Genomic DNA, 11,755 nt, shown 5'->3' on the forward strand with positions numbered 1-11,755 from the left:
CGTTGCTGCGGATCGGGATAGCGTGCCGATGTGCTCACCGACCGCAATGCCCTGCGTCAGCGACTGGAGAAGGCCACCGACCACCTGGAGACCCCGCTGGCGGTGGTCGATCTGGCCGCGTTCGACGACAACGCGGATCAGCTGAGCACTCGCGCGGCGGGTAAACCGATCCGGGTGGCGACGAAGTCCGTAAGGTGCCGGAAGCTGCTGGAACGCGTTCTGGCCCGGCCCGGCTGGCGTGGTGTGATGGCGTACACACTGGCCGAGGCGATCTGGCTGGTCCGTGCCGGAGTGACCGACGACGCACTGGTCGCCTATCCGACCGTGGACCGGGCCGCGTTGCGCGAGCTGACCGGTGACGAGCGCCTCGCCGCCGCGATCACGATCATGGTGGACCACCCGTCTCAGCTCGACCTGGTCGATCAGGTCTCGGCCCCGGGCAGCCGCCCGGCCGTCCGGCTCTGCATCGAGCTGGACGCCTCGTGGAAGCCGGCCGGCTCCCTGCACGTCGGCGTGCGCCGCTCCCCCGTGCACTCGGCCGTCCAGGCCGGAGCGCTCGCTCGCACGATCGCCGCCCGGCCGGGGTTCGCGCTGGTCGGGATGATGTCCTACGAGGCGCACATCGCCGGGGTCGGCGACGATCCGCCCGGGCGGGCGGTGCGGGGCCGGGCCATCCGGATCATGCAGAGCCGCGCCTTCCCGGAGCTGCTGGACCGGCGTGCGGCCGCGGTCCGGGCCGTCCGCGAGCACGCCGACCTGGAGTTCGTCAACGGCGGCGGGACCGGCAGCATCGCCGCGACCAGCGCCGACCCCGCGGTCACCGAGGTCACCGCGGGTTCCGGTCTCTACGGCCCGACGCTGTTCGACGCCTACCGCAACTGGCAGCCGGCCCCGGCCGCGTTCTTCGCGCTGTCGGTGGTCCGGCGGCCCGCGCCGCGGATCGCGACCGTGCTCGGTGGCGGCTGGATCGCCTCCGGGCCGGCCGAGACGTCCCGGCTGCCCCAGCCCTACCTGCCCGAGGGCCTGTCCTTCAAGGGCGACGAGGGCCCCGGTGAGGTGCAGACCCCGTTGCTGGGTGAGGCCGCCGAGCGGCTGCGCCCGGGTGACCGGGTGTGGTTCCGTCACGCCAAGGCCGGCGAGATGTGCGAGCACGTCAACGAGTTGCAGTTGATCGACGGCAGCAACACCTCGCCGGCCCCGACATACCGGGGCGAGGGCCATGCTTTCCTGGGTTGAGTCAGGCTTGGACGTGCCGGTGGAGGTACTCCCGGATCAGCGCCTTGACCTCGGTCAGCACCGCTTCGTCACCGGCCGGGTCGCGCCGGAACGCCAGCTTGATCAGTGCGTCCGCGGCCTCGACCGAGATCTGCAGGGCGAACCGGACCCGGTTCCGGTCGACCAGGCGGAACTGGTCGGTCAGCAGCTCGGCCAGGCGCTCGGCGATGACCGCGTTGTTGTCCCGGTCGGAGTCGAGCAGGTGCAGGTCGACCACGTCGCCGAAGTGCAGCGTGCGGAAACCCGGAACGCTGCGGTGCATGTGGATGTAACCGTCTATGGCCGCATCCACCGCGTCCCACCAGTGCTGGAACGTCTCCGCCGCGAACCGGTCGGAGAGGCTCTGCAGGTAGGCGTCCATGTTGCGCAGAGCCAGGGCCTGGACGATGGCCCGCTTGTCCGGGAAGAACTGGTAGACCGAGCCGATGGCGACCTCGGCCCGCTCGGCCAGCAACGTCGTGGTCAGGCCCTCATAGCCGACCTCGTCCACCAGCTCGGCGCACGCATCGAGCATGCGCTGGACCCGGGCAACGCTTCTGCCCTGCACCGGAACCCGCCGCAGCGGTCCGGTGCTGACGGTTGGTGTCGACACGCGTCGCCACTCCCTCTCAGCAGTGAGACCTGTTCACGACGGCGAAAAACCCGCATGGTCATGAATAGATCTCAGTGATAAATCGAACGTTACTCGGATCAACGAGCGAGTCACATCGACGGGACGCCAGGTGCTGGTGTCCGCCCGGACGGAGGACAAAAGCCGGAATGACTACACCCGTTAATTCCCGTCGGTGGACCAACTGGGGGCAGAACCAGCAGTCTGTCGCGGACGTGCTCGCCCCGGCGAGCATCGACGAGGTGGTCGCCCAGGTCACCGCGTCCGCGGAGGCCGGCCGACGGATCAAGACGGTCGGGAGCGGGCACTCGTTCACCGCCATCGCGGTCGCCGACGACCAGCGGATGCTGCTGCACCGGCTGAACCAGCCGGTCTCGGTGGCGGGCGACCTCGTCACCGTCCAGGCCGGCATGCGACTGTCCAGCCTCAACGCGCTGCTGGCCGCCAATGGCCTGGCCATGCCCAACCTGGGAGACATCGACGCCCAGACGGTCGCCGGCGCCATCTCGACGGCCACGCACGGCACCGGGATCGAGCACGCGACGCTGGCGTCCTGCGTCGAGGCGGTCACGCTGGTCACGGCCAAGGGCACGATCGAGCGGTACGACCGTGAGTCGCCCGAGTTCCCGGCCGCGGTCGTCGGTCTGGGCGCGCTCGGTGTGCTCGTCGAGGTCACGCTGCGCTGCGTGCCGGAGTTCGTCCTGCTCGCCGACGAGAAGCCGATGTCCCTGGCCGACGTGCTGGCCGGGCTCAACGACTGGATACCGGCCAACGATCACGTGGAGTTCTTCTGGTACCCGTACACCGACCGGGCCAGCCTGAAGATCAACAAGCGGGTCGACGTGCACGATCGGCCACTCCCGAAGTTCCGCGCCTGGCTGGACGACGACTTTCTGTCGAACACCGTTTTTGAGGGTGTCTGCAAAATCGGGCGCCGGTTCCCCGGGGTGGTGCCGACCCTGAACTCGCTCGCGGCCCGCGCGCTGAGCGCCCGCAGCTACACCGGTCGCTCCGACCACGTCTTCTGCAGCGCCCGCCGGGTGCGGTTCACCGAGATGGAGTACGAGATCCCCCGCGCCGCCCTGCCCGAGGTGATCGACGCGCTGCCCCGGCTGATCGAGTCACTGCCGTTCAAGGTGCTCTTCCCGGTCGAGTTCCGGTTCACCGGACCGGACGACCTGTGGCTGTCCCACGGATACGGGCGCGAATCGGCCTACATCGCCGTGCACCAGTTCCAGGGCGTGCCCTACGAGCCCTACTTCCGGGGCCTCGAAGCGCTCTGCGAGCCGCTGGGCGGACGGCCGCACTGGGGGAAGCTGCACTACCGGACGGCGGAGGACCTGCGTCCCGCGTACCCCAGATTCGACGACTTCCTGGCCGTGCGGGACCGCCTCGACCCGGCCCGGGTCTTCACCAACGAATACCTGGACCGGGTTCTCGGCTGAGTTCGACTGCTCGCTTCGCTCCGCGCTGATTCGCCTGGTAGCCGATGAGATGGAGTCGGTCTTCGGCCATCTCATCGGCGGTGAATCACTCCGTTGTGGCCGTTGCCTTCTTCGGGGCGGCCGTCTTCCTCGCCGGGGCCGCCTTCTTCGCGGCCGCGGTCTTCTTGGCCGGCGCGGCCTTCTTCGCCGCGGTCGCGGTGGTCGCCTTGGTCGCGGCCTTCTTGGCCGGAGCCTTCTTCGCCACCTTCTTCGGGGCCGGACCCTTCGCCCGCTTCTCGGCGATCATCTCGATCGCCTGCTCCAGGGTCAGCTCCTCCGGAATCTGACCGCGACGCAGCGTCACGTTGGTCTCACCGTCGGTCACATACGGCCCGAAGCGGCCGTCCTTGACCAGCAGCGGCTTCTCCGACACCGGGTCGACGCCCTCCAGGTCGCGCAGCGGCGGCTTGGGCGCCCCACGCTGCCCCCGGGCCTTCGGCGCGGCCAGCAGCGCCAGTGCTTCGTCGAGCGTGACGGTGAAGAGCCGGTCCTCGCTCTCCAGCGAGCGCGAGTCCTTCAGGCGGGAGATGTACGGCCCGTAGCGCCCGTTACGGGCCACGATCTCGTTGCCGTCGGCGTCCTTGCCGACCACCCGCGGCAGCGTCAGCAGCTGCAGCGCCTGCTCGAGCGTGAGGGTCTGCGGCGAGTGCGAGGCGAACAGGGACGAGCTGCGCTCGCCGGACTGCACGTACGCCCCGTAGCGGCCGGACTTGACCACCACCGCTTCACCGGTCGCCGGGTCGTCGCCGAGCGAACGGTCCCCGTTGCCGGCCAGGAAGAGCTCCGCCACCTTCTCCGGGGTGAGCTCGTCGGGCGCCAAGCCCTCCGGGATCGACGCGCGGTCCTCGGCCGCCTCCTCCTCGCCCTCGGCGACCTGGGCCGCCTTGCGCTGCAGATATGGCCCGTAGCGACCGACCCGGACGACGATCTGCCGGTTCCCCTCGTCGATGAAGAGCGGGATCGAGTTGACCTCGCGGGCGTCGATCGCGCTGAGGTTCTCGGTCACCATCTTCTTCAGGCCACCGGCCCGGGCGATCTCCTCGTCCGCCCCGCTGGTCTGGCTGCCGAAGTAGAACGAGGTGAGGAAGTCCACCGCGGTGTGATCACCGGACGCGATGTCGTCGAGCTGGCCCTCCATGGCCGCGGTGAAGTTGTAGTCCACCAGGCGTGGGTAGTGCCTCTCGAGCAGGCCGATCACCGCGAACGCCAGGAACGACGGGATCATCGCCTGGCCGCGCTTCTCGACATACCCCCGGTCCTGAATGGTCTGCATGATCGAGGAGTAGGTCGAGGGACGCCCGATGCCCAGCTCCTCCAACGCCTTGACCAGCGAGGCCTCCGTGTAACGGGCCGGCGGCGAGGTGTGGTGGCCCACCGCGTTCAGCTCGTCGGCGGTGAGCGGCTGGTCCTTCACCAGGTTCGGCAGGCGGCGCTCGGCGTCCTCGGCCTCGGCGTTCTCGTCGTCGGAGGACTCCACGTACGCCCGGAGGAAGCCCGGGTCCGTGATGGTCTTGCCGGAGGCGGAGAAGTCGGCCTCCTCGTTCGAGGTCGAGACCGCGCGGATGCGGACGCTCACCGAGTTACCGACCGCGTCGGTCATCTGCGACGCGATCGTGCGCCGCCAGATCAGCTCGTAGAGCCGGAACTCGTCGCTGCTCAGCTCCTTGGCGACCTCACCGGGGGTACGGAAGTTGTCCCCGGCCGGGCGGATCGCCTCGTGCGCCTCCTGCGCGTTCTTCGCCTTGGTGGTGTAGCGACGCGGCTGCGGCGGCACGTTGTTCGCCCCGTAGAGCTCGGCGATCTGCCGGCGGGCGGCCGCGATGGCGGTCTCGGAGAGGTTCACCGAGTCCGTACGCATATAGGTGATGTAGCCCTTTTCGTACAGGCTCTGCGCGGTCCGCATCGTCTGCGCCGAGGAGGTACGCAGCTTGCGCGCGGCCTCCTGCTGCAGGGTGGAGGTGATGAACGGCGCGTACGGCCGGCGGCGGTACGGCTTCTCCTCGACCCGGGTGACGGTGAACGGGCGGCCCTCCAGGCGGGCGGCCAGCCCACGGGCGCCGTCGCCGTCCAGCTGGACCGCGTTCGACCCGGAGCGCAGCTGACCGGTGGTGGGCTCGAAGTCCTTACCCGTGGCGATCCGGTCGCCGTCCAGCGCGATCAGCGTCGCCTGGAACGAGCGGGCACCCTCGGACGAGCCCTGCACCGAGAGCTGGGCCAGGATGTCCCAGTACTCCGCCTCACGGAAGGCCATCCGCTGGCGCTCGCGCTCGACCACGATCCGGGTGGCGACGGACTGCACCCGGCCGGCCGAGAGCTTCGGCATCACCTTTTTCCACAGGACCGGGCTGACCTCGTAGCCGTAGAGCCGGTCCAGGATGCGACGGGCCTCCTGCGCGTCGACCAGGGAACGGTCGATGTCGCGCGGGTTCGCCACGGCCGCCTGGATGGCCGGCTTGGTGATCTCGTGGAAGACCATCCGCTTGACCGGCACCTTGGGCTTGATCGTCTCGACCAGGTGCCAGGCGATGGCCTCGCCCTCGCGGTCCTCATCGGTGGCGAGGAAGATCTCGTCGACCTCCTTGGCCAGCCGCTGCAGCTTGGCGACCTGCTGCTTGCGGCTGTCGGAGACCACGTAGAGCGCGTGGAAACCGTTGTCGACGTCGACGCCGAGCCGGGCCCACGGCTGCCCCTTGTACTTCGCCGGCACCTCGTCGGCGTTGCGCGGCAGATCGCGGATATGCCCGACGGAGGCCTCGACAAGATAGTCGGGCCCCAGGTAACCGGCGATCGTCTTGGCCTTCGACGGAGACTCGACGATGACCAGACGGGTCGTCCTGGCTTCACTCGGCACGGCACTCCCAGTTGTTTCGATCCTCGGCGCTCCCCGTCGTCTCACCCGGCGAGGCACAGATGTTCAACGTAACGCGCCGGACGAGCCCTCATTCCCGGGAGACCCCGCAGTCGGATGGTAACGGTCCGGCCACCGCATGCGTCCGACCGCGACACCGTACACCGGGAGGACACTGTTATGTCGGACACAATCCGGGAAGATCACGCACCCGCGCCACCCGGCCACATCTCGGGCGGGGCCGCCTCGGGCCGCTCGCCGACCAGCTCAGCGAGCCGCGTGAGCCGCCGCCGGCCGACGATCACGTACGACCGTCCGTCATCCGACACCCGACCGGCCAGACCTACCCGGACCAGCGCGGCATCCACCTCGACCGGGTCCTTCGCCGGGTCCAGGCCCAGCCGGAAACCGCCGGGCCGGGGCAGCCCGGCGGCGGCGACCCACAGCCGCAGGCGGGGACCGGAGAGGAACAGTTGCGCGGCGGCGTCCGGCCAGGCCGTGGCGAGCGCGTTCAACCTCCGGGAGTACGCCGTACGCACTTCGAACCGGGGTGGAGACGGTTCGGTGGGCGTGTCGAGGATCTCCTCGTCCCGTACCTCAATCGGGTCTTGATCTTCTGGTTCTGGCTCTGGCTCTGGCTCCTCGACCGGGGCCCAGGTGGCGGTCAGGCCGCGCGCGACGAATTCGGCGACCAGCACGTGCACCCGCCAGGCGTCGTCGACGATCACCGAGACGCGGGCCGTCCCGCCGATCCGGCCCAGCTCACCGGGCCCGGCGAGCAGACCGGCGAGATCGGCCGGGGAGGGCTCGGTCGTCTCCGCGCCGAACATCGAGAGCTGGCGCCCGTCCGGCCGGCGCGGCGTGTCACGCGGCGGGGATCGCCGCTCCACCGGAATCGGCGGAGGCAGCGTCTCGCGCGGGATCAGCGGCCACCCGGTCTCGGTCATCGCATCACTGGCATTCGGGCAGCGACTCGAAGGCGTCCCTCAGCTCCACCGAGTCGAGTTTCGTGGTGTCCAGGCCACTCTTCTCATACTGCTGGTTGAGCCGGTCGACCACCTTGCCGACCTCGGTGTAGAACGTGGTCGGCTGGTTGGTGGGCAGGGCCGCGATGCCGTCGTGGGCGGTGCCGTAAGCATCCCGCATGCCGGCCAGCGAGCCGACGAACGCGGCGGCGATCTGCTTGCCGTCGGTGACGTCGGGCACCCCGGCCCGCTCCACGCCCGCCCGGGCGGTCTCGCTGGCCGAGCGCGCGCCGTCGAACAGGCGGGCCAGATTCTCCCGGGCCTGGCCGGGCGTGGTCCGCGTGCTCATCTGCTGCTGGGTGCGGGTGGTGAGGGTGCTGATCTCGCTGCGCCACGGGACCAGCGCGGTGCACACCGAGGCGGCCCAGGCCTCGGCGTTGTGCCCGGAGGAGCAAGCCGCCGCCGACCCGGGGAGCACGAGGACGAGAGCGAGAGAGATCGTTCGGACCGCGCGCATGGGAGCAGCGTACGGCCTCGGTGGGACACTCCACACACCTCGATGGGTGCAAAAGAACGGGCACCCGGCGCGTGCCGGGTGCCCGCCGTGGACGGAGCGGGACTCAGCCCACGTTGTCCTTGATCCGTGCCGACTGGTCCTGCGCGGCGCGGGCGGCGTCCGCGGCACCGACCGCGGCAGCGTCGGCCGCCTCGTCACCCATCGAGATGGGCTTGCGCTTGCTCCAGACCACCGCGGCGACGACGATCGCCACCGCCACCAGCGCGATGCTCACCCGCAGCGGGGTGTTCGCGTCGGCACCGATGCCCCAGGTCACCACGGCCGGGGCGATCAGCAGCGAGACCAGGTTCATCACCTTGATCAGCGGGTTGATCGCCGGGCCGGCGGTGTCCTTGAACGGGTCACCGACGGTGTCGCCGATGACCGTGGCGGCGTGCGCCTCGGAGCCCTTGCCCCCGTACGCGCCGTCCTCGACCAGCTTCTTCGCGTTGTCCCAGGCGCCACCGGAGTTGGCCAGGAACACCGCCATCAGCGTGCCGGTGCCGATCGCCCCGGCCAGGTACGCCGCCAGCGCGCCCGCGCCCAGCCCGAAGCCCACCGCGATCGGGGCCATGATCGCCAGCAGACCGGGGGTGAGCAGCTCGCGCTGCGCGTCCCGGGTGCAGATGTCGACCACGCGCCCGTACTCCGGCCGCTCGGTCCGGTCCATGATCCCGGGGTGCTCGCGGAACTGCCGGCGCACCTCCATGACCACCGCGCCGGCCGAACGGGACACCGCGTTGATCGCCAGACCGGAGAAGAGGAACACCACCGCCGCGCCGATCAGCAGACCGACCAGGCTGCGCGGGTTCGCGATGTTCAGCAACTGGTAGATCTCGCCCTGGACGTCGGCGACCTTGGCGTCGGTCAGCGAGCTGACCAGGCTGTTCGTGTACGACCCGAACAGCGCCGTGGCGGCCAGCACCGCGGTCGCGATCGCGATGCCCTTGGTGATCGCCTTCGTGGTGTTGCCGACCGCGTCGAGCTCGGTCAGGATCCGCGCGCCGTTCTCGTCGATGTCGCCGGACATCTCGGCGATGCCCTGCGCGTTGTCCGAGATCGGGCCGAACGTGTCCATCGCCACGATCACGCCGACCGTGGTGAGCAGGCCGGTCCCGGCCAGCGCCACCGCGAACAGCGACAGCGTCAGCGACGTGCCGCCCAGCAGGAACGCGCCGTAGACGCCCGCACCGATCAGCAGCGCCGAGTAGACCGCGGACTCCAGGCCGACGCTGATGCCGGCCAGCACGACGGTCGCCGCGCCGGTCGCCGACGACTTGCCGATGTCCTGCACCGGGCGCTTGTTCGTCTCGGTGAAGTAGCCGGTCAGCGCCTGGATGGCGGCGGCCAGCACGATACCGATCACGACTGCGCCGATCGCCACGAACTGCGGGTTCTGCCCGCTGTCCACGATGTCCTTGGCGATGCTCGCGTCGCCGAAGCCCGCGAACGTGTCCGGCAGGTAGAGGAAGGTCACCACGGCCACGGCAATCGCCGAGACCCCCGCGGAGATGTAGAACGCCCGGTTGATCGCGGTCAGGCCGTTGCGGTCCGACGGGCGGAGCCTGGTGATGAACACGCCCAGGATCGCGATCACCACACCGATCGTGGAGACGATCAGCGGGAAGATCAGGCCGTCCTGGCCGAACGCGGCCTGGCCCAGGATCAGGGCGGCGACCAGGGTCACCGCGTACGACTCGAACAGGTCGGCGGCCATGCCGGCACAGTCACCGACGTTGTCGCCCACGTTGTCGGCGATCGTCGCGGCGTTGCGCGGGTCGTCCTCCGGAATGTTGTTCTCCACCTTGCCGACCAGGTCGGCGCCGACATCCGCGGCCTTCGTGAAGATGCCGCCGCCGACCCGCATGAACATCGCGAGCAGCGCGGCCCCGAAACCGAAGCCCTCCAGCACGGTCGGGGCGTCGCTCTTGAAGATCAGCACCACCAGGGCGCCGCCGAACAGGCCCAGCCCCACGGTGAGGAAGCCGACCACGCCACCGGTGCGGAAGGCGATGCCCATCGCGGTCTCCCGGCCGCCCGGCTCACCCGCCGCCGCAGCCACCCGCAGGTTGGCCCGCGTCGCCAGGGCCATCCCGGCGCCGCCGATGAACGAGCTGAAGATCGCGCCCACCACGAAGAAGAGCGATCTTCCGATCTTCACCCAGGTCTCGTTGTCGGTGCCGTGCACCGGCAACAGGAACAGCAACACGACCGCGATCACCACGAACACGGCGAGCGTTTTGAACTGCCGGAAGAGGTACGCCGACGCGCCTTCCTGCACAGCGCCGGCGATCTCCTGCATGTTCTTGGTACCCCGGCCGGTGCGCAGCACCGACTGGACGAACATCGCGGCGAAGCCCAGCGCGATCAGGGCGAACACCAGAGCGACGATGACGAAAACGACGTTGGATCCGCTGAGGGACACTCCGCCGCCCTCGGCGGCGAGGTCTATCGAGGTCCCGGACATCAATGTCCTCCTACACACACCGACCGCACCCGGCAGTGGACGAGACCACCGGGCGCGCTCCCCGGGGAGCGGGGAACGACGACCAGACCCGCGGTCGCGGGTCCAGCGAGTAGCTGACAACTCGCGTACTGTATAGGTCTGGCGTGGCGATCGTCACATGCCGAACCGGCCGTGTCGCGGTGATGTTCACCGCTGTGTTAGTAACGCCCTCAGCGGGTATTCGGGATGGTTGATCTTTTGCCTGGTCGACCAAGCCATTCGGAAATTTGGCGAAATGCCGGAATTGAGGATAGGGGCGAAAGCGGAGATCACCCGCCGCACGCGCCGCTGTGGGCGCGGTTTCACCCTGAAGATCAAATTCTTGATGTCCCACGTCCGCCGTGGTCCCTCTCCGCCGCTCCCGCGGGGACCCTTCCGGGCCGAGCAGGGCGCGGGGCGCCCAGAACGCTCAGCCCTCCAGGGCGGCCTCCGTGGCGGGGCACGGTCAGAGCAACAACCCCGTCCACGGCGTCCACCCAGCCAGCACGCGCCCACCGACCGGAGCCCGCGACCACCGCGACGAAGCACGCCCGCAGCGCGCCCCGTTCTCCCGGCTGGTTCTCACCGAGGTTTGTCCGTCTCGAAATGACCACGGTGAGAACCCGCCGGATCGTGACGCGCGTCGCGAGGGCGGGCAGACGCGGAGCTCGCGCCGGGCCGAGCCGGAGCTCGCGCCGGGCCGAGCCGGGACGTTCAGCGGCGGGTTACGGGCCAGACCATGCGGACCTCGGTGCCCGGGCCATCCTCGACCGGGCGGACCTGAAGGTCGTCGACGAAGCCGGCCAGCAGGGCGAACCCGACGCCGGTGGTCAGATCATCCTCGGTCAGGGACTCGGCGGCCAGCTCGTCCGGCGGGAGCTTGGTCAGGCCGATGCTGGCCTCGATCGGGGCGTGGTCGATGACCCGGACGGTGTACGACCCCGAGTCGGACATCTCCACCGTGACCAGGTCGGTCAGGCCATACTGCCGGTGCAGGGCGACAGCCCGGGTGCAGGCCTCGCCGATCGCCAGGCGCACCTCGTCGAGCAACGCCTCGTCGACGCCGGCCCGGCGGGCCACCGCCACGCCGACCAGCCGCGCGGTGCGCACGTGCACCGGCGCCGGCGAGAAGGACAGCCGAACCGTAGCCATCACGAAGCGGGACCGCTGCCGTCGCGTTCCGTGGCGGCCTCGACGGACGGGAAAATCGGGAACACCTGATCCAGCGCGGTGATCCGGAAAATCTTCAGGAGTGGCTCCTTGGCGCAGACCAGGCCGAAGGTGCCCTGCGCGGTCCGCAGCCGCTTCAGCGCACCGACGAGCACGCCCAGCCCGGTGGAATCGAGGAACTCGACCCGCTCCAGGTCGACCACCACGTTCCGGGCCCCGGCGTCGACCAGCTCGATCAGGCGCTCGCGCAGCCGTGGAGCGGTGTAAACGTCGACCTCACCACCGACTTCGAGCACCGTGTGCTCGGCGACGGTCCGAGTCGCCAGCGACAGCTCCATCGGTCCTCCTCCCTGATCTCCCCC

At 69.8% G+C, this 11,755-nt stretch carries 9 protein-coding genes; 2 read left to right on the top strand and 7 right to left on the bottom strand.

Annotated elements, in window-relative coordinates:
* Positions 1-30 precede the first annotated feature (30 nt).
* A complete protein-coding gene (locus tag ACH442_RS35285; protein ID WP_396342407.1) occupies positions 31-1,236 on the top strand; it encodes an amino acid deaminase/aldolase in 1,206 nt (401 codons plus the stop codon).
* A 1-nt stretch (position 1,237) separates the two neighbouring features.
* On the opposite strand, the gene ACH442_RS35290 is transcribed toward ACH442_RS35285, so the two are convergent.
* Entirely contained in the window at positions 1,238-1,867 is a 630-nt protein-coding gene (locus tag ACH442_RS35290; protein ID WP_396342408.1) for a TetR family transcriptional regulator, read from the bottom strand.
* A gap of 167 nt (positions 1,868-2,034) precedes the next feature.
* On the opposite strand from ACH442_RS35290, the gene ACH442_RS35295 reads away from it, so the two are divergent.
* Positions 2,035-3,330 (top strand): D-arabinono-1,4-lactone oxidase, encoded by a 1,296-nt coding sequence (locus ACH442_RS35295; protein ID WP_396342409.1) that lies wholly within the window; start codon positions 2,035-2,037, stop codon positions 3,328-3,330.
* Between the two features lie 85 nt (positions 3,331-3,415).
* Here the strand turns inward: ACH442_RS35295 and topA are convergent, their stop codons facing one another.
* The 6 genes from topA to ACH442_RS35325 form a co-directional block, all read right to left on the bottom strand.
* A complete protein-coding gene (gene topA, locus ACH442_RS35300; protein WP_396342410.1) occupies positions 3,416-6,220 on the bottom strand; it encodes a type I DNA topoisomerase in 2,805 nt (934 codons plus the stop codon).
* A 200-nt stretch (positions 6,221-6,420) separates the two neighbouring features.
* Positions 6,421-7,164: a hypothetical protein gene (locus tag ACH442_RS35305; protein ID WP_396342411.1), complete on the bottom strand. Its 744-nt coding sequence runs from the start codon at positions 7,162-7,164 to the stop codon at positions 6,421-6,423.
* A gap of 4 nt (positions 7,165-7,168) precedes the next feature.
* On the bottom strand, positions 7,169-7,699 hold the full coding sequence (locus tag ACH442_RS35310) for a hypothetical protein (protein WP_396342412.1): 531 nt from the start codon (positions 7,697-7,699) through the stop codon (positions 7,169-7,171).
* A gap of 103 nt (positions 7,700-7,802) precedes the next feature.
* A complete protein-coding gene (locus tag ACH442_RS35315) occupies positions 7,803-10,205 on the bottom strand; it encodes a sodium-translocating pyrophosphatase (protein WP_396342413.1) in 2,403 nt (800 codons plus the stop codon).
* 732 nt (positions 10,206-10,937) lie between these two features.
* Complete coding sequence (locus tag ACH442_RS35320) at positions 10,938-11,378, bottom strand: ATP-binding protein (protein ID WP_396342414.1); 441 nt, start codon at positions 11,376-11,378, stop codon at positions 10,938-10,940.
* A complete protein-coding gene (locus ACH442_RS35325) occupies positions 11,375-11,731 on the bottom strand; it encodes an STAS domain-containing protein (protein ID WP_396342416.1) in 357 nt (118 codons plus the stop codon). Before ACH442_RS35325 ends, ACH442_RS35320 begins: the two co-directional genes overlap by 4 nt.
* Positions 11,732-11,755 lie beyond the last annotated feature (24 nt).

This window comes from Actinoplanes sp. NPDC020271, from assembly GCF_044388125.1.
In the GTDB taxonomy this organism is placed as follows: domain Bacteria; phylum Actinomycetota; class Actinomycetes; order Mycobacteriales; family Micromonosporaceae; genus Actinoplanes.

Coding starts and splice junctions, on each gene's coding strand:
- ACH442_RS35295 (WP_396342409.1), top strand. CDS start 2,035: ATGACTACACCCGTTAATTCCCGTCGGTGGACCAACTGGGGGCAGAAC.
- ACH442_RS35305 (WP_396342411.1), bottom strand. CDS start 7,164: ATGACCGAGACCGGGTGGCCGCTGATCCCGCGCGAGACGCTGCCTCCG.
- ACH442_RS35310 (WP_396342412.1), bottom strand. CDS start 7,699: ATGCGCGCGGTCCGAACGATCTCTCTCGCTCTCGTCCTCGTGCTCCCC.
- ACH442_RS35315 (WP_396342413.1), bottom strand. CDS start 10,205: ATGTCCGGGACCTCGATAGACCTCGCCGCCGAGGGCGGCGGAGTGTCC.
- ACH442_RS35325 (WP_396342416.1), bottom strand. CDS start 11,731: ATGGAGCTGTCGCTGGCGACTCGGACCGTCGCCGAGCACACGGTGCTC.